This window comes from Pseudomonas peradeniyensis (assembly GCF_014268935.2).
Taxonomy (GTDB): Bacteria; Pseudomonadota; Gammaproteobacteria; order Pseudomonadales; family Pseudomonadaceae; genus Aquipseudomonas; species Aquipseudomonas peradeniyensis.
In genome coordinates this window covers 679,523-697,643 of record NZ_JABWRJ020000004.1, presented here as the reverse complement: position 1 = coordinate 697,643, position 18,121 = coordinate 679,523, and the positions used below count along the sequence as shown (strand labels likewise).

The window sequence follows — 18,121 nt, the reverse complement described above, 5'->3', positions numbered from 1 at the left end:
TTTTATCCCCTTGTATCTAATTTGTCTTGTTTTTTTACGAGCCTCGCGAGATTTGTGGTGTCGTCCTTGTCGGGCCAATAGCTGACTGTTAACTCAAAGGCGTCGATGGTTTTGAAGTTCGCAGTTGATGTGCTTCCTTCTATTCTTAGAGTCTTTCCTTGGCGAGAACTATCCTCTGGGCTGCCAGTGTTCTCATATAACTCGGTTTTTTCCTTGTCGCTGTCTCCTGAGTACACGGTCGGTACAGTTTTTCTACCCGGTGAATAAACTACCAGCGTCCATTCGTATTTTGCCTGTCTGTGAACAAAGTTAGGAATGGTGATTGTGTAGTTCAGGCGTGTTTCGAGTGGGACCGAGAAGCTGTCCCTGAGCGTGACGAACGGCTCTATCGTTGTCGGAGGGTGTGTTTCTTTGAATGTTATATCTATTGAGGCGTGAGCAGTGATACCCAACAGGGCAGCATTGAGAGCACCTATAGCGTTGTCGTTGTCTTCTGCGACCTGCCATTCACGATGCGACGCCGGCAACCCCCACCTGGACTGGCGCGCCCAGATTTCCAGTGGAGACGATTCGTTTTTCTTAGCGATCGTAGCAAGCGCGTAGGCTGAAAGTGCAAATATTAGTGCTATCCCTACAGGTCCCAGGAATCCGCTACCAAAGAGAAGTGTGCTAACCCCTGCGACTCCCGAGCCTATTGAAAGTAGTCCGGCTGTGATGTATAGGCGTCTAGATGCTGAGTCGCCTTGTAAGTCTGTTCGTTGAGCAGCTAATGCATAATTAGCTCCATCAGCAAAGCCGGCCACGGCAGCAATGGCACCACCGTACCTCACCAGTTGCGTCCCCTGCATCAATGTCGAGCCCGCCGTCACGGCGGCCCGGGCAGGTCGCAATACCTCGATCGCTTTCCCTGTCGCCTCAATACTCAAGCCCAAAACCCCAATCGACGACGACCACACCGCTGCCAGTGCTTCGGCTTCCGCATTGCCCGGGATCGCGTTCAGCGCGTCATGATTCCTGCGCAGGCTGTCCTGCTGGAACCACAACCCACCCAGGCTCAACATCAGGTCCGCGCGGCCTGGCCCCAGGCCAGACAAGCCACTGCGCAGATTGCCCATGGCTTCACGGGCCAGGGCGCGGGTCTGCTCCGCGCTCAGGCTGAGCAGGCGCAGGCTGTGGGCGACCTGGTATTGCAGGCTGTCTGCCCCTATGCGCACGCTGCGCAACGCCTCGCCAGCGCCGGTACCCGCGCTGGCCTGCAGGTGCTGCAACCGGGCCTGCAGGTCCTCGGCGCTCTCCATGGTCCAGAGCACCAGTTCCACGACCTTGCCGTGCTTGCCGGACACCGCCGCAGTGATGGCGCCGCTGAGCAGCATGGCGTTGACCTTGTGCGCGGCGGGTTTGCGAAAGGCCTGGTCCAGCTGCCCCAGCAGCGCATCGGTGCGCGCCTGCAGGCCTTCGTTGAGCAGCTTCAGGTATTCGCCCGCCCTGAGCGGCACGACGAGCTGCGTCATGTGCTGCCCGGCAAAACGCAGCAGCGCCGCGCTGTGCACGTAGCCGATCATCTGCCGGGCGCCGGCGGACAGGTGTTTGTGGAGGGTGTTGCCGGCATTGGCGGTGGCGGCGAGCAGTTGGCCGATGGCGTCGCGCACCGGCTTGACCATCAGCTGCTGGCCCTCGTAGCTGGTGGTAAGGCCCTTGACCGTGTCGTAGACCTTGCTCAGGTCCTGGCTGGTCAAGGCCTCCAGCAGTTGCCGGAGCAGCCCTTGGTGCTTGGCGACCAGGGCCTGGTACAGCAGGCTGTCGGGGTTTTCCAGTTCCTGTTGCCACAGCCGTTGGCTCGCGCCGAGCGCGGCGCCGTCCTGCGGCTGGGTTTCGCTGGGGCCGCCGTACAGGCAGGAACCCATCATGCTCACGAAGTACTCCACCGAGCGCCAGTCGGTGGCGCTGTAGTCGTTGTAGGCGATGCGTTGAAACGCTGGGGCGGCGTAGAGCTCGGCATACAAGGTGGCCAGCTGGTCGATCAGCTGTTGGCGGTTGTGCAGTTCGGTCTCGTAGGCGCTGGCGAAGGCGCTGCGTGCGCCCTCGTCGTAGCGTTCCTCGAAGCGCTCCCGTGCTTCCTGCTGCTTGCGCTCGATCCTACGCGGCAACTGGGCCTCGACATCCACGGCGGGGAGGGGAGCCTTGGCGGCGAGCAGGGGGCTGCTGTTCCAGCGCTCGACCTCGCGTGCTTCTCGCTCGACTTCGGCGGCAGCCTCGTCGGCGGCCAGCGTGGCGTTCAGCTCGCGAATGCCGAGCAGGGCCAGGGAGGTGAAATGCTCGAAGTGCCGTTGCGGCTCGGCGCGCCAGGCCTGCAGGGCCTGGACCCAGGCGAGGCGTTGCGCGTTGCACTCCTGAACCATGCCGACGGGGTCTGGCACCGTTAGCGCGAGCACGCCATCGGCGAGCTCTTCGCGTTGTATCAGGGCACCGATGTACGTGCGCGTGGCCGCCAGGCGCTCGAGGCGAGGGTAGAAGCCATGGACGCTGGTGAAGGGGCCGGTGCTTGGCACGGCGTATTCCAGGACCTCGTCGAGTTGCAGGCGGTCTGCGTGCATGGCCCGTCCCACGCTGCCGGGCGCTTCGCGGGCCGCTTTCAGGTCGAGAGCCTGGAAGCGGCTGGTGAGCTCGGGGTCGTTGTTCGCGATGGCGTGCTTGTACTGGTCCAGCACGGGCTTGGGCCAGGGATCGTTGGCGAAGGCGATCCAGGCGGTCGAGTACAGCAGGGTGTTGATGTTGATGAACGACGCGATGACATCGTGATGTTCTTGCCGGCAGGCCGTGGACAAGGGTTTGCCGGCTTGCGGGGGTGGCTGGAAGGCCGGGAACTGGCGCAGTGCCCCTTCGGGGGTGACCTGGTAGGCGTGCCAGACCCGTTGGTCGAGCAGCACGTAGACATAGCCCTGGCGCAGGATGCGCAACTGTTCGTTGTGCATGGGGATGCCGGCGATACCGTTGTAGTTGGGCAGGTTGCGCGTGCTCAGGGTCTTGGGGCTGGGGGCGTAGGCGGTCCGCAGCAGGAGGATGGGCAGGCCGATACGCTGGCAGGCGGAGCAGCGGGGCTTGGGGACGGGAATGGCTTGACGTTGTGCGTCCAGGATGGACTGACTGAGGCTGAGGGTCATGGATAGCTCCGAGACTGGGGCAGCGCGGCGACGACTTTGGACCAGTCGTAGTCGCTGTAGGTGGCGAAGCGCGAGACCAGGCGGCACTCGCCCGCTACGGCTTGGTTGAAGTCGTGCTGGATGGTGGGGTGTTCGAGCAGGCGTGGATGGATCATGATCTGGTGCAGGACCAGGCATGAAGCGTCATCGAGGTCCACAAGCCCACGCGCCCAGGCCGCGACGATCAGTTGGTACACATGGAAGGGCGCCTGGGGCGGAAGGCTCGAGGGGCCCTTCCACGCCAAGGGCGAGTAGCTCGGGGGCGATTGGTTCAGCAAACGCCAGGCACCCAGCAGACACCTGACTTGAGGGGCCATGTACTGCAGTTCGCGGACGGCGTGCGGTATGACCAGGTCCCTGGCGAACGCGCGGCCTTGCACGCAGGCGAAGGTGCCGCAGGCGGTTGGGTACAACCATGCGCTCAAGGGCCATAGCACATCGCTGATATCGAGCATCGTGGCGTGCAGCAACTCCAGGCGCAAAGGCTCGAACCAGGGAGCCGTTGCCGGACCGGCCACCGGGGGCATGGTCAAGCAACGGGCAGCGAGGTGCCGGGCGATGACCGGCAATGGCTGTTCGCTCAATAGCCAACCGCAGACATGGCGTCTGTCGAAGTCCACTTCTGACAGGGCATGGACGGCAGTGAGCTGAAGCAGTGTGTCAGCGGGCTGGCCGGGCGCCGCCAGCTCGACCAGAGTCGGACACTCCGCTGTCAGGTGCGCCAGGTCGTCGCGCATCACACATTCGACTGCCTCTACTCCCAGTTGCCGGGTCAGCGCTGCAATGCTCAAGGGATGTTCGGGACCGCAGTTGGCAAGCGGGTCGAGCAGCAGGTAGAGGAAATCGTCGGGTTTACGCGCCTGTGCCACCAGGTCGAGCAGATATTCAGGTTTCATCGCTGGTGCTCCACGCATTCTTCAAGCCCCTGCAACACCTGGCTGGTGATCGACAGTTCGTTGCCGCTACCGCTGGCGTTCTGGCTCAGCGGCGCTTTCAGGATCAGCGCTACGCCATCGAGCGTGATCCCGTCGCCGTCGATGCGCAGCGTGCCGCCTGGCGCTTTGAGGGTGATGCTCTGCGAGGCATGGATTTCGTAGCACCGGGTGTGCTGCCGAATGGCCTGGCCGGCCTTCAGTTCAAGGTGGCCCTCGATGGTCTGCTGCATATGGCCACCCACGCTGACGCTGTGGTTGGCCGCCGTGCTGTCAAAGCGATGATTGCCCACCCGCACCGTGTGGTCCTGGGCAATCGTGATGGTCTGGCTATGGCCGATGTCCAGCAGCGCGTCATGGCCAATCGTCACCTGGTCGTCGTTGCCGATGGTTTCGCGACGGTTGTTGGCGACGTCGAGCACTTCGTCATGGCCAACCTCCTCACGTCGATCATTGCCAACCTGCGTGGTTTCATCATGCTTGACCACATTGTTCTGATCCCGCTGCGCATGAATGAACACCTCTTCCTGCCCCAGCTCATCCTCGAAGCGCAGCTCGTTGAAGCCTTGCCCCTTGTGGGTCTTGCTCTTGATGGTCATGCGCGTGCGGTGCTTGGGCAGTTCGTAGGGCGGACGCTGGTTGCCGCAGTAGGTACGGCCGGTGATCATCGGCTGGTCGGGATCGGCGTTGACGTACTGGATGACCACGTCCTGGCCGATTCGCGGGATGGCCATGGCGCCCCAGCCGCCGCCGGCCCAGCCCTGGGAGACCCGGACCCAGCAGGAGCTGTACTCGTTGTCGCGGCTCTCGCGGTCCCAGGGGAAGCTGACCTTGACCCGGCCCCACTCGTCGCAAAAGATTTCTTCGCCCTCGGGGCCGACCACGGTGGCCATGTGCGGGCCGTCGATGCGCGGCTTGGGCGGCGCCTCGGGGCGCCATTCGATGCGTCCAGGTACCAGCAGGGCCTTTTGCGTGTAGCGCGTGCCTTGCTCGGCGCCGGCGGCTTCCTCCTGCAGGCTGGTGAACTGCGCGCCCTCGTGGCGCACGCTGGCCACCCGCCAATGCATGTTGAGGTCTGCGCGGGGGTGTTCGACCAGATCGAAGCTCAGGCCCGGCTGCAGGCGCACGTCGTCGCCCTCGACCTCGGCGATGCGCGCATCGTGGCGCAGGGCGGTGAGACGGGTGCGGGTGAAGGGGATGCCGACTTCGTCGCGCTTGTAGCGGCCGGGGTAGTCGAAGCGCTCGTAGTCGTCGGCCTGGTGCTGCAGGTCGCTGGCGTTGAACTCCTGCTGCAGGTGGTAGGCCGGGTGGGTGAAGGAGTAGTCGCGCTGCACCTGGCGGGCCGTGCGCACCTGTTCGCGGTAGTGCAGGCGGCGCAGGCAGGGGCGGGCCTGGTCGCCGCCGCTGTTGGCGTGGTAGAGCACGGCCAGTGGATCGGGGTAGTCGTCGTCGATGAAGCCTTCGTCGTCGTCATCGTCCTCGGGCTTGACCAGGCTGGAGCTGATCATGCCCAGGGTCAGCACGCGGTCGCTGACGAGCAGGCGGTGGCCCTTGGCGCTGTGGACGAAGCGGTAGATGAAGCCTTCCTCGGCGGCCAGGCGGGTGATGAAGGCGAGGTCGGTTTCGCCGGCCTGGACGCAGAACTCGCGGGGCGCGTGGGGGAAGCTGTGGCCCAGTTCGAAGTCGGTGATGCGCTGGGCCTTGAACAGGGTTTCGAGGATCTGCGGCACGCTCTGCTGCTGGAAGATGCGCCAGTTCGAACGCAGCCCGGCGCGGGCCAGCTTGGGCTCGATCACGGCCTGGTAGCGGGTGCGGCAGTTGCCGGTGTCGCCCTGGCTGAAGGCGCTGATCAGGCCGTGGACGTGGCGCATCGGGCGCTGGCCGCGCAGGATGGTGAACAGCGCGGGCTTGTCGAGCAGGTGGCCGAAGTCGACGTTGTCTTCGTAGCTGACCAGTTCGAGCACCAGCCGGAACGGGGTGCTGAGGGCTTCGTCGAGGGTGAAGGAGACCACCTCGAACGGGTCCTGGCTGGCCAGGGGCTCGAAGCGGTAGCTCAGGTCGGATTGATTAGGCATGGAAAGTCCCTGTCCGCCTTCTGACGGTGGCTGAAGCCCGGGCAGGCGTGCCTGCCCGGAACCCTGCGGTCGGGTCAGACGACGGGCGCGCGCCAGTCGTCGGCGCCCGCGGTGCCCGCGACGGTGTGATCCCAGGTGATCTTGCGGTAGGCCAGGGACACCTCGATCAACTGCGTGAAGTCGGCGTTCTCCTTGTCCTGGGCATGGGGCATGACGGTGTTGATGTCGACGATGGTGGCGTCGGTGAGCTCGGTGGTGAAGAAGTGCTCCTGCTTGCCCTCCACCGAGGTGCGGTACCAGTTGACCGTGACCTTGGGCAGCATTTCACCGGACGCCAGGGCGTTGTACATCAGCGGGGTCGCCTTGTTCAGCGCACTGGTGAAGATGAACGGCTTGTGTACCCGCTGCCCGGTCGGCTGGCCGCTTTGCGGGTCGGTGGGCACGGTCACCTTGTGCTTGATTTCCTGCACCAGGATCTCGTCTTCATGGCCTTCGACAAACACGTTGCCGACGGAGTCGGAGGTGAAGGCGCCTGCGGTGAGCAGGCCTTGGGTCTTGCCTTCGATCTTGATGTAAGCGGGTGTTGGCATGGCAGATATCTCCTGCATCCATGTGGGTAAGCACGCACACGGGAAGTGGCGTGGCCATCGGGCTCGATGGGCTTGTCAACGGGGCGCAGGCCCCGAAAATCCATTGCTTCGGGCGCGCCGCTCACGGCTGCAGCAGGGTGTTCAGTGCCTCGATCGCCTCGCGGGTGAGCAGGTCCAGGCGGTAGCGGTAGTAGCCGTACAGCCCGGCCAGGGCGATCGCCGAAACCACCAGCGGGCTCCACCAGGGCCATTCGCGGCGCAGGCGCACGTCTCGCGGGGCAACGTTGGCCAGCGGGTCGCCGAACAGGTCCGGGGGCGGGCCGCGCAGTTCGAGGATGATTTCGCGCAGTTTGAGAATGAGGGCCTGCAGCGCCTCGTCGCCCTTGGGGTCGATGCCGTACTTGCCGCGCAGGCCCAGGCACAGGCACAGGTAGATGAACTCCAGGACGTCCTGGTAGCGCTTGGGCTCCTGCATCATGCGCGACAGCACGGTGAAGATTTTCTCGCCGCCCCAGGTCTCGTGGTGGAAGACGCTGAGCAGGGGCTTCTGGCTCCACTGCGAGCTCTTGCCCCATGGCGTGGACATCACGGCCTCGTCGATATACAGGCACAGCGCGTAGGAGTGGGCCTGCAGCTGGGCCGGCTCGTAGTCGTACCGGCGCATCTCCTCGACGATGGCGTTGACCTGGTTGTAGACGGCGTTGTAGAGGAACGGGATATCCCGGTGGCTTTCCTGCTTGCGCAGACGCATCACCAGGCCGAACAGGGGCATCGCCGCATCGATCATCTGGTTGCTGAAGGCTCCACGGAGCTGGAAGTCCGGGTCGGGTACGTAGTCCGGGTGGTCCATCGCGCTGGCGGGGGCCGGTATGGGTTGCTGTGCCTGGCTCCTATCGGCGAGCTCGGTTCGCATGTTGTCGCCTGATACAAGGTGTCGGTTGTTCGCAGCTTCGGTCATTTCATTCGCTCCGTATCGCCCAGAACTGCAACTGGAGCCCCGGGAACTCCCCCGCGACATGCAGGCCAAAGCCGTTGCTGTCCTTCATCGCGGCCCAGTTCGGGCTGCGCCGGTCGAGTTCGAAGTAGCTGAAGCCGGCATGGAACGGCAGCTCCCGCGGCGCCACGGGCATCGGTCGCAGCGTAATGCCGGGCAGTTGCAGTGGCACCAGGTCAGCCAGTGCCTCGAGGGAGGTGATCTTGGTTTTCTGCAGGAACGACTGCTGGAACGTCTCGGCGGGCAGGTCGGCATGCACCGCGAGGATGAAGGTTGCCTCGTCGATCAGGCGGCGATCGTCCAGGGTCACGGTCAGCACGCCGAATGGCTGCGCCACCAATGGCAGGGAAACGGCCCGCGGTTGCCGGACGATGCTCAGGGTACGGCGCAGTGCATCCTCCAGCGGCTTGAACGACTGGCGCAGGGCGTTGTGCCGGTAGGCTGGCGGCTCCGGCGGCAGGCGCTCGTCGTCGGTGAAGGTCAGCAGCTCGCCGCACGCCTGGCTCAGGCTCAGGTACAGCTGCTCAGGGTGGGTATGGGGCTGACGGGCCAGGTGCTGGAAGCACGGCCACCAACGGTTCATGGCTTGCAGCAGATTGAAGTCGCGGATGTCGGCCACCCCCGACTGGCCGGGCGAGCCGATACGCGCCGCGAGGTTGCGTGCGCGCTCGCGCAAGGTGTTGCTGACCTCGTCGAGAAAGCGCTTGAGTGCCGGGGCCGCCTGAATTGAGACACAGGTGGGGTAGAAATCGTCGTCCAGCAGCAGGCTGCCGTCGGGCCGGCGCTCGAGGATCCAGGCAAGGGGCAGCCGGGAGTAGGCGCTGTTGTCCTCGGTCTCGCGCATGAGTTGAAGGTTGGGGACCGCCAGGTCTACCTGCACCAGGTCGCCGTCGGCGCTGTGGGTGTCCTTGATTTCCAGGGGCTGGGCGCCGTAGCGGTAGTTGCCGCCGCTCTCGGGCCAGCTGACTTCGCGTCCCCCTTCGGTGCGCAATGGCAGGCACAGGAACACCTCGTTGCGTTGCGTGCCGTCGTCGGTGATTTCCAGGGCGGGCGGCGGCGGCAGGTCGCCGGGAATATCGAATACCGTGCCGTCCGGCATGATGCCGCGGGCCCGGGTGATGGCCACCTTGCCAAGGCTCAGGTACTCCTGGTTCAGCTGCAGTTCGCTGAACCCGTAGAACGCCGCATTCAGGCTGCTGACGCGCTGCTGGACCGCGGCGTCGCTGGCCCTGGCCTGTTGCTGGAAATGCTGTGGCTTGACGAACATGCCTTCGGGCCAGAGAACTGGATTGCGTGAGCTCATGGGCGCTCCAAATAATGGGAGAGGGTGGATACCTGCAGGCGGGGCATCAGCTTTCCTCCTGCAGCAGGATCTGCGTGCCATCGAGGGTCACGGCGAGCACGACCTGACGGCCGCGTGGCGCGATGCGTATCACCTGCCGCCAGTCGGCGTTGGTGATGTCGTTGAACTTGGCGATCACGGCGATGAAGCGCGTGTCGGCGGCGATGGGCTCGAAGCGCACGAACTTGAACTGCCCCGGTGCCAGCAGGTAGTCGTCGTCGCGGATGTAGGTGCTGCGCAGGGCCTTGGCGGGGTCCTGGTCGGGTTGCGCATAGGGGCTGTTGCGCAGCAGCGAGTCGTCACGCAGTTGCAGGATCTTGATCGCGACGGGTGTGGCGATCGAAGGCGTCGCTTTCTGGCTGGGGGCGGCCACGTCGAACCGGACGTCCTTGGCGTCATAGCTGCCTGGGCCTTCATGCTCCGTGGGTGAATGGGCCGGTGCCTGTTGGTCGTTCGGCTCCACGGGGGACATGGCTGGAAACAGCGCTTGAAGATGCGCCAGCAGACCGGCGACCTGCTCAGTCAACGCAAGCGGATCGCCTGCACGGAGGCTGACCGCATAAGGCGTGGGCTCCAGCGTTTCACCGGGTACCGTCGCATCGAGGCTGTGGGGGTTGGTATTGATGGTTGGGCTGGCGTGCAGGCTGAAGGCGACCTCGGTGGGCTGGTCCGACAGCGCGCCCACCGGAATGGAAGGGTCCATCACCACCTGGCCGATCTTGCCGAGGGCCGTGCAGCCTGTGGCCGACCCGAGGGCAAGCAGAAGCGTGGCCACCCTCAGTGGATGAGACGTCATGGCTTCCCTCCGACGATGAGTCGCTGCAGGGCGCTTGCCCCAGGCTGGGCCGGTTGCTGCGGTGCAGTCAGTGCGGCCAGGGGATCCGGGGCCTGCAGTCGATCGAACAGCGTGCAGATATCGACCGGGAGACTCGCTGTACGGGGCGCGGGATGCCAGGGGCTGGCCAACGAGTTGTCCAGCAGCGCTTCGAGCGCCTGCCGGCCAGGCTTGAGCAGGTCATCCAGGTCGCTGCGGATAAAGCTTTTATCGCTTGGCCCGGCTTGATAGCGGGCGTGCAACTGATAGGGGCCGACCTGCAGGCAGTCGCCTTCGCCCACGCGCACCGGCTTGCCAGGGCCGGGCGGCAGCGGGCTGTCGTTGAGCAGGGTCTGGCCACAGAGGTCGATCACGCAGAAGCCGCCTTCCAGCCAGCGGATCGCGCAATGGGCGGGGTGAATCCGCCGCTCGCGATCCAGCAGCAACCAGTCGGCTTTGCGGCTGCCGATGATGCCGCCGTCGCGGTCGAACAGATGGCACGCGACGACGCCGTGGTGCAGGCGATCGAGATTGTCGATGCTGAGGGCGAGTCTGGTCATGCGCGCCCCCGTATCCGCACGACCGGGCTGACTTCACCCTTGCGGTCTTCGATGAAGCTGGTCCAGCCCAGGTGCGCACCCTGCTCGCGGTGCAGGCGGAACGGTGGCAGTTCACGGGGTTTCAGGCGCAGCTCGAGGTCATAGGCCAGGCCGTCGCGGAGCAGGAAGTCGATCAGTGCACGCAGTCGCTCGAAGTCGACGCCGCCGGGCAGCAGGCTGCGCAGGCGTGCCAGGTCGAGGTCGCCGATCAGCAAGGTGAACTTGCTGCTGCGGGTTCGCGTGCGGTCGCCGAGCATGAAGCTCTCGCCCAGTTGCCCGTTGCAGCGGCCCAGGCGCACCACCTGGCGGTGTGAGATGGTCACCGTGCGGGTCTCGAACTCGCGGATCTGCACCGACGGCAGATCGAAGCAGTGGGCAATGATCCCGGCGACCACACCGGGTGCCCGGCTGCGGCTGGCAATGACGCCGACGAAACTCAGCAGGCGGCTCCAGGGCAACGGTGTTTCGCCACGCAGGCGTTCGTCGCCGAGGCCGATCAGGGCGAAGGCGTAGCGCGAGAAGTCATCGCTTGCCCCGGTCTGGAAACGCACGTAGTAGCGGTATTTGCGCCAGATGCGGTGCAGCAGGCTGAGCAGGCAGTGGTTGAAGAAATCGAACAGCGCGGGGCGCACGCCAATGCCCTGGGCGTATTCGTAGGCCAGTTCGTCGAGGTAGTAGCTGGGCAGGGGCGAGTCGGTGCCGTGCAGCCCCAGGAAGGTGGTGCGCACGCGATAGCGTGACGGCGCCTCGGCGATCCGCTCGGCGGCCAGCACATCGGCCACCGGAAAGCTCAACCGCGGATCGCTGGCAAGGTGCACGCGCTGGCGCGTGGCAGTGTCTGGCCAGCGCGGCTCGAGGTTGTCACCGTGCAAGCCATGCAGCCGCTCCAGCAGTTGGAAGAAGCTGTGCCGGTGGGCCTCGGCGAGCAGCGTTGCGGCTAGATCAGCGGTTGTCTGCCGGTCAGCAGTGGCCATGTGTAGTGCTCGTTGTTGGTGGTATTGATCACTTCCAGTTGGTGGAAGGAGTTGGTGCTCGCGTAGAGGGCGAAGAAGTGGGACAGCACGCAGCCGAACAGGTACAGGTCGCCTTCGCAGAGGAAGGCCTGCTGGTCGAGCCGCAGGCGGGTACGCAGGCCGCGAATGGGCAGGCCCTTGATCAACCAGTCCAGTGGTTCGGTGTGCGCCTCGCCGATGCCGTCCAGGCGTTTGCGCGTGGCCCTGGCCTGCTGGATGTCGTGCAGGGCGGCGAAATCGTAGGCGCCGATCACCGCCTTGAGCGGGGCGGCCGAGAGCAGCGACAGGTAGTTGAGCGAGAGGTTGGAGATGAGCGTCCACTGCAACTGGCCATCCAGCACCGGACGGTACGGGCGGGTCGGCAGGCAGATGTTGCGGTAGCGGATCAACGGCGCGGTGGCCTGGTTGATGACATCGATATCGCCCAGGCCCAGCGCCATCGGCAGGTCCCGATTGGTGCAGGTCAGCTCGATCGAGGCGGTTTCCATGTGACCGATGAACTGGCTTTCGTCGCCCCGCACGAAGGCGATCTGGTGATCCAGCCCGTCACCGAGCAGCGATTGCTCGACCCGGCAGCGGTAGTACAGCGCGGTGCGTCCCTGCACATGTTCGATCTCGTGGGCGAACGACTCGAAAGGCTGGAACACCCGCAGTTGCTCGCCAGGGCTGCCATCGGCGCTGGTGCGGGTGCTGATCACCCGGTCGACGCTGAAGATCTCGTGGCTGTCGCGGCGCAGGCCATGGGGTACCAGGCGATGCTGGTCAGCCGTTCCGGACAGGTCGATGGGCTCGGCGCCGTGCTCGAACAGATTGACGGCAGGGGCGCAGAACAGCCTGAAGTCATCGGGGCCGATCCGCGTAGAGCCGGGCAGTGGGCGCGCGAGGTGGAACTCGATGCGGATCGTGGCGCTGGCGTGCGCCGGCCAGACCCTGCCCAGGCCGGTCAGGTTGAAGAAGTGGAAGCGTTGCGGGAAGACCAGGTACTCCTGGAGGATCCGGTAGCCATCGAACACATTGCGCGGGTAGGGAAGCAACGCCTCGTCGGGGCTGAAGCCGGAGAAGCTCAGGTGGTTGGCCGGCAGGCGACGCACCTGGCCGTCGATGGTCACGCTGATGTGCTCGAGGTATTGCGCCAGCCACAGGTAAAGGGTCTGGGCGTTGCTGCGCTCGCCACCGAGGTGGAACTCCAGGCTGTCGCAGCCCAGGGTGTTCAGCGGGCGTTGTACCTGGGTCTCGAGCTGGAGGTGAATGACCGAGCTGTCGGGCGTCAGGGTCGCGCTCACCTCACCGAGCGTGAAGGGATAGAGCTTGACCTCGGTGCAGGTGCGGAACTCGCAATCCACGCCTTCGACCGGCCGGGAAAACAGACGTGAGCCTCTGGGAACGATCTGGGCCTGGCTGAGCGAAGCGTCCAGGGGCGAGAACTGAATGATCGTCGCGCTGGGCAGGGGGCGCAGGTAATTCGGCCAGAGCAGTTGCAGCATGCCATGGGTCAGTTCCGGCACTTCATCCTCGAGTTTCAGGCGCAGCTTGGCGGTCAGGAAAGCGAGGCCTTCCAGCAGGCGCTCGACGCCGGGATCGCCACTGTCCTTGCCCAGATAGCGGCTGAGCTGGGGGTTGTCCCGCGCAAAGTCCTCCCCCAGTTCGCGCAGGTAGCGCAGTTCTTCGCCGAAGCGGTCCTTCAACGACATGGCCTACCTCACCTGGGTGTTGCGGTTGTGGCCGTTGACCAGCAGTTCGATCTGCAGCTGTTCGGCATGGTTTTCCACCCGCACCTGGCAATCCAGGCGAAAGTGCAGTTCCAGCGGGTTGTCCGCGTCCGGCTGCCCCTGCAGGTTCAACACCTGGATTCTCGGCTCGTAGCGCCGGATCGTGCGCTGGATGTCCGAGCTCACCTGGCGCAGCAGATCGCCGTTGCCCTGGTCATGGCCGTTGAAGTCGCGCAAGCCGAGGTCGGGGCAGCTCTGCGAGCAGCCCCGACGGGCGTTGAGCAGCGTCTCGAGGTGGCGCTTGATCCGCTCGACGGTGCGCCCGGTGCTTTCTCGGCGGCCAGCGGGAGCGTCGCTGGCCAGGCGGTCGAAGAGGCTGCTCATTGGGTGTCGAGCCGGCCGACCAGGGAGATCTCGAAGTTCGCCCCCATGTACTTGAAGTGCGGGCGCACCGCGAGCGAGACCTGGTACCAGCCCGGATCGCCCGCGACGTCGGTGACTTCGATCTGCGCGGCACGCAGGGGGCGGCGACTGCGGATGTCGGCCGAGGGGTTTTCCTGGTCGGCGATGTACTGCTTGAGCCAGCGGTTGAGCTCGCCCTCAAGGTCGTTGCGCTCCTTCCAGCTGCCGATCTGCTCGCGTTGCAGCACCTTGATGTAGTGGGCGAGCCGGTTGACGATGAACAGATAGGGCAGCTGGGTGCCGAGCTTGTAGTTGGTCTGTGCCTGCAAGCCTTCGGTTGTCTTGGGGAACTGCTTGGGTTTCTGCACCGAGTTGGCCGAGAAGAACGCGGCGTTGTCGCTGTCCTTGCGCATGGTCAGGGCGATGAAGCCCTCTTCGGCCAGCTCGAACTCCTTGCGATCGGAGACCAGCACCTCGGTCGGGATCTTTGCCTGCAACTGCCCAAGAGCCTCGTACAGGTGCACCGGCAGGTCGTCCACGGCGCCACCGGATTGTGGGCCGATGATGTTCGGGCACCAGCGATAACGGGCAAAGCTGTCGTTGATGCAGCTGGCCATCAGAAAGGCGGCGTTGCCCCACAGGTAGTTCTGGTGTCGAGCGTCGATGTTTTCGTCGTAGCTGAAGCTGCTGATGGGGTGTTCCTGGCGGTCATAGACCGAGCGCAACATGAAGCGCGGCAGCACCAGGCCGATATGGCGGGCATCTTCGCTGTCGCGCAACGACCGCCACTTGGCGAAGCGTGGTCCTTCGAAGATGTCCTTGACCTCCTTGAGGTCGGGCAGGTCCTCGAAGCTGCTCAGGTTGAAAAACTCGGGAGCGGGGGCGGTGATGAAGGGGGCATGGGACATCGCGCCCACCGAGGCGACATAGCTCAGCAGCTTGATGTCAGGCGAAGAGGGGCCAAAGTTGTAGTTGCCGATCATGGCCGCCACGGGCTCACCGCCAAACTGTCCGTAACCGGCGGTGTAGACATGTTTGTAAAGCCCGCTGCAAGTGATGTCCGCGGCATTGTCGAAGTCATCGAGCAAGTCGCTCTTGCTGACATGCAGGACTTCCAGCTTGATGTTCTCGCGAAAGTCGGTACGGTCGACCAGAAGTTTCAATCCGCGCCACGCGGACTCCAGCGCCTGGAATTCGGATTGATGAAGAATGGCATCCATTTGTTTGCCGAGAAGTCGGTCGACCTCGGCAATCATCTGGTCGACCCGATGTTTGTTGACCAGTTGGTCCGGGTCATCGGTTTTCAGCATTTCCGATATGAAGGCCGCCACGCCTTGCCTGGCGATCTGGTATCCCTCCTGGCTGGGTACCAGCATGGTTTCGACCATGATCTGGTCGAGCAGGGTCGAATTGCCGATGGTTTCAGCCGTGGTATCGGCAGTGACTGTGGTGTTGTTGGTGGTGGACATCCGAGACGCTCCGTTGTCTATGTCATATGCCATCTGTCAGAAGTGCGTTTTCATTCCGCTGGCGGGGCTTCGAGTACCAGGTCCAGCTCCTGCGCGAGTTGCTTGCGTGCCTGCTGGTCCGTCAGCAGGTGCTGCAGGTGCCGGCGAAATGCCGGGACATTGCCCAGCGGGCCTTTCAGGGCGACCAGGGCCTCGCGCAGTGCCAGCAGCTTGTTCAGCTCCGGCACCTGGCGGGCAATCTGGTCGGGGCCGAAGTCGTTGATCGTCCTGAACTGCAGCTCGACCGCCAGCTCGGCGTCGGCGACAGGATTGAGTGCCGAAGGGACCGAGAGGCTCAGCTTGACGTCGGCATCCTTGAGCACGCTGTCGAAGCTGTGCTTGTCGATGCGCATGGGCGTGCGGTCCTCCAGGTTGCGGTTGTCGACCAGGCCAAAGTCACCCAGCACCAGCATCTTGTGGGGCAGTTCAACCTCGGCCTGTTGATCCCCCGTGGCGGGTACATACTTGATGTTGATGCGCTCTTTTGGCGCAACGGAACTTGAGTTTCTGGACATGATGTAAGTTTATTCCTGATGCTGAAGTTTGTGGGGGTTTATGCTTGTGGGAAGTTTTTTGTAATCTTGTAGGAGTGGTCCTACATATTTATTTTTTTATATACGCGTTAATGCTTCGGTGCTGTAAATTGCCTTTAGACGATGCTGAAATGAAGTAATCAAAGTCGAGTCTAAAAATGTAAGAAAATATTTGATTGTTTGTGGTGGCGAGGTTGTTCTAGGCTTGCGTCAAGTCTGTTTTTTAGCGATGGCTAATTGGCTTTTTTCTATTGCTTCGCATGTTCCCAATAAGAAGTTACATCGAGCCGTGAGGTCTAATTCTGGTGTGCAATCCATATAGTTGCGTGCTTGGTCTGGCATTGTTCGCGCTGCTGGAACCGACCTTTGCAGCCCCTGTGCGGGACTGCACGGGGATTGTTTCCAATGTCGAGCGCCTGGCGTGTTTCGATGAGGCGGCGGGGACGCCGGCGCGCGTGCCGGCGATCGGCAGGGGATGGTCGGCCCCGGAGCTCGATGCCCCGAGCGTGGCCCGAGTGATGGCCAACGAGGTCCGACGAGCGCCCGACAATCTGGCATTCATCCTGGGGTCCGAGGACGACAAGCGGACAGGGCGGCGGCAGGTGGTGATCTCCGCACCGGCTATCGCGACCTCCGAGCCGCGCCCCTATCTTGCCGTCAGCTGTGTACAGAACATCTCCAGGCTGCAGTTGCTCACCGCCGAACCCGTCCAGGGCAACCGGGTGACCCTGCAACTGCGCACGGAGCACCGGTCGACCCGCTCGCTTGCCTGGCAGGTGCTGGAAAACGGCCAGGTGCTGGATGCCGGGCGCGGTTTGCCCGCCATCGAGCAGATCAAGATACTGCAGGGGGCCCAGCGCATCCTTGTGGTCAGTGATCATCCGGCCCTGAATGGCTTGCGTTTCGATGCGCAGGGGTTGGACCCGTTGATCGACCAGGCGCGCACAGCATGTCGCTGGTAGCACCGGTGTCGACCGAGGAGGTCGCCAGGTTGCTGGCGCCCGTCGACTCGCTTGCGCCAGCGGGTTATTTCGATATCGAGGACGAAACCTACCAGGCGATCGATCAGGAGATGGTCAAGCTGGGAGGGCTGCATGAAGCCGCCATCGATTGGCCCTACATCGAGGAGGCCTCTCGCCAGTACCTGAGCGGCCAGTGCAAGCACTTGCGCATCGTCGGGCACCTCAGTGTCGCCTGGCTGCGCACGGGATGCTGGGAGCGCTGGTGTTGCACGCTGGCGCTGCTGGCAGGCATGGTCGAGCACTATTGGGAAAGCGCCCATCCCAAGCCAGGCCCCAAGGGCTTCCTGGGCAAGCGCAAGCTGGTCGGTCTGCTGCTTGGGCGCCTGTCGGCGGCGCTGCCCGGGCTGGATCGCTTCAGTTACACCCCGGCCTGCAAGCAGGCTGCCCAGCAGGCATTGGCCTGCCTGCAACAGCAGGCGCCCCTGGCGCAGCTCGATCCTGCCGCGCTGAGCGAACTGGAGCGTGCACTGCTCAAGCAGGCCGAGCAGGCGATGGGGACGGCGCAAACCAGTCGCAAGGAATCTTCACCACCGCAGACGCCCGTCGCACCACTGACCGATGTGTTTCGACCTTCCAGTACCAGTATTTCCCTGGGTAATGAACGTGAGACTCGCCGTGCGGTACTGGGTATGGCCGAGTTCATCAACCAGCAGGATATCTACGATCCGACGGGCTACCAGCTGAGACGCTTCGGCCTGTGGGCGCATATCCAGACGCTGCCCTCCACGCGTCAGGGGCTTCGCACCGAGTTGATGGCGGTGCCTGCCGACATTGTCGGCGGGTACGAGGACGCGCTGTCCGCTTCGGCGCTCGACCCGACCCTGTTGATGAAAGTCGAGCGAAGTGTCGCGGCCGCTCCTTACTGGATTCGCGGCAGCTATCTGGCGGCGGGCATCGCCACGCGCCTGGCAATGAACGAAGTCGCCGAGGCCATTCGCTGTGCCACCGCCAGGTTCGTACGGCGCCTGCCGGCGCTTGAGCAATTGTGCTTCAGCGATGGCACCGCGTTTGTCGATGACCAGTGCCTGGCCTGGCTCAGGGGCAGCCAGGCAACGCTGGCAGGGGATGGCGCTACCCAGGCGTTCATCGGCCTGCGCGAGGAGCTGGCCAGCCAGCTCGAGGTCGAGGGCGTGGAACCGGTGCTGTTGAAGCTGCAAGGGCTGCAAGCGGACTACCGCTCACCACGCGAACGTTGCCACAGCACGGTGATCGCCGCCGACCTGCTGGCCTCACGGGGCGTGTCCTGGCTCGCCCAGGAGCTGTGCGCGAATGTCGCCCGCACCATGCGTGGCATGACTGCCGAGGCGTGGGAGCCCGAGGTCTACCAGCAGTTGCAGCAGTTCGCCGCGACATCAGGATTGAAGGATCTGAACAGGGAGTCTTGAACC

General features: G+C 64.0%; 15 protein-coding genes. 2 read left to right on the top strand and 13 right to left on the bottom strand.

Annotation, left to right across the window (positions count from 1 at the left end; all coding sequences use genetic code 11):
• Positions 1-2 precede the first annotated feature (2 nt).
• The 13 genes from HU751_RS23705 to tssB all read right to left on the bottom strand — a co-directional run bounded on the left by HU751_RS23705 (position 3) and on the right by tssB (position 15,693).
• Positions 3-3,161, bottom strand: a complete 3,159-nt coding sequence (locus HU751_RS23705) for a T6SS effector BTH_I2691 family protein (RefSeq protein ID WP_217862548.1) — start codon at positions 3,159-3,161, stop codon at positions 3-5.
• Entirely contained in the window at positions 3,158-4,096 is a 939-nt protein-coding gene (locus HU751_RS23700; protein WP_186735970.1) for a DUF4123 domain-containing protein, read from the bottom strand. Before HU751_RS23700 ends, HU751_RS23705 begins: the two co-directional genes overlap by 4 nt.
• Entirely contained in the window at positions 4,093-6,207 is a 2,115-nt protein-coding gene (locus HU751_RS23695) for a type VI secretion system Vgr family protein (protein WP_217862547.1), read from the bottom strand. Before HU751_RS23695 ends, HU751_RS23700 begins: the two co-directional genes overlap by 4 nt.
• A gap of 74 nt (positions 6,208-6,281) precedes the next feature.
• Positions 6,282-6,797, bottom strand: coding sequence for an Hcp family type VI secretion system effector (locus tag HU751_RS23690; RefSeq protein WP_028691395.1), 516 nt, complete (start codon positions 6,795-6,797; stop codon positions 6,282-6,284).
• 121 nt (positions 6,798-6,918) lie between these two features.
• Positions 6,919-7,710: a type IVB secretion system protein IcmH/DotU gene (gene icmH / locus HU751_RS23685; RefSeq protein ID WP_225933378.1), complete on the bottom strand. Its 792-nt coding sequence runs from the start codon at positions 7,708-7,710 to the stop codon at positions 6,919-6,921.
• A gap of 46 nt (positions 7,711-7,756) precedes the next feature.
• The gene (tssK, locus tag HU751_RS23680) at positions 7,757-9,094 is read right to left on the bottom strand and encodes a type VI secretion system baseplate subunit TssK (RefSeq protein WP_186734567.1); all 1,338 of its coding nucleotides are present in this window, start codon (positions 9,092-9,094) and stop codon (positions 7,757-7,759) included.
• Between the two features lie 46 nt (positions 9,095-9,140).
• Positions 9,141-9,929, bottom strand: a complete 789-nt coding sequence (gene tssJ / locus HU751_RS23675) for a type VI secretion system lipoprotein TssJ (protein ID WP_186734566.1) — start codon at positions 9,927-9,929, stop codon at positions 9,141-9,143.
• Complete coding sequence (locus HU751_RS23670) at positions 9,926-10,507, bottom strand: FHA domain-containing protein (protein WP_186734565.1); 582 nt, start codon at positions 10,505-10,507, stop codon at positions 9,926-9,928. The genes tssJ and HU751_RS23670 overlap by 4 nt, the downstream gene beginning before the upstream one ends.
• A complete protein-coding gene (tssG, locus tag HU751_RS23665; RefSeq protein ID WP_186734564.1) occupies positions 10,504-11,520 on the bottom strand; it encodes a type VI secretion system baseplate subunit TssG in 1,017 nt (338 codons plus the stop codon). Before tssG ends, HU751_RS23670 begins: the two co-directional genes overlap by 4 nt.
• On the bottom strand, positions 11,484-13,250 hold the full coding sequence (tssF, locus tag HU751_RS23660; RefSeq protein ID WP_186734563.1) for a type VI secretion system baseplate subunit TssF: 1,767 nt from the start codon (positions 13,248-13,250) through the stop codon (positions 11,484-11,486). The genes tssG and tssF overlap by 37 nt, the downstream gene beginning before the upstream one ends.
• 3 nt (positions 13,251-13,253) lie before the next feature.
• A complete protein-coding gene (tssE, locus tag HU751_RS23655; RefSeq protein ID WP_186715062.1) occupies positions 13,254-13,652 on the bottom strand; it encodes a type VI secretion system baseplate subunit TssE in 399 nt (132 codons plus the stop codon).
• Complete coding sequence (gene tssC / locus HU751_RS23650; protein WP_186734562.1) at positions 13,649-15,139, bottom strand: type VI secretion system contractile sheath large subunit; 1,491 nt, start codon at positions 15,137-15,139, stop codon at positions 13,649-13,651. Before tssC ends, tssE begins: the two co-directional genes overlap by 4 nt.
• Before the next feature lie 50 nt (positions 15,140-15,189).
• Positions 15,190-15,693, bottom strand: a complete 504-nt coding sequence (gene tssB / locus HU751_RS23645) for a type VI secretion system contractile sheath small subunit (RefSeq protein WP_186734561.1) — start codon at positions 15,691-15,693, stop codon at positions 15,190-15,192.
• A 359-nt stretch (positions 15,694-16,052) separates the two neighbouring features.
• Here tssB and vasI point away from each other — a divergent pair, with 359 nt between their 5' ends.
• Both vasI and tssA read left to right on the top strand, forming a co-directional pair.
• Positions 16,053-16,673, top strand: coding sequence for a type VI secretion system-associated protein VasI (gene vasI, locus HU751_RS23640; RefSeq protein WP_225933377.1), 621 nt, complete (start codon positions 16,053-16,055; stop codon positions 16,671-16,673).
• Positions 16,661-18,118 (top strand): type VI secretion system protein TssA, encoded by a 1,458-nt coding sequence (tssA, locus tag HU751_RS23635; protein ID WP_186734559.1) that lies wholly within the window; start codon positions 16,661-16,663, stop codon positions 18,116-18,118. Before vasI ends, tssA begins: the two co-directional genes overlap by 13 nt.
• Positions 18,119-18,121: the final 3 nt, after the last annotated feature.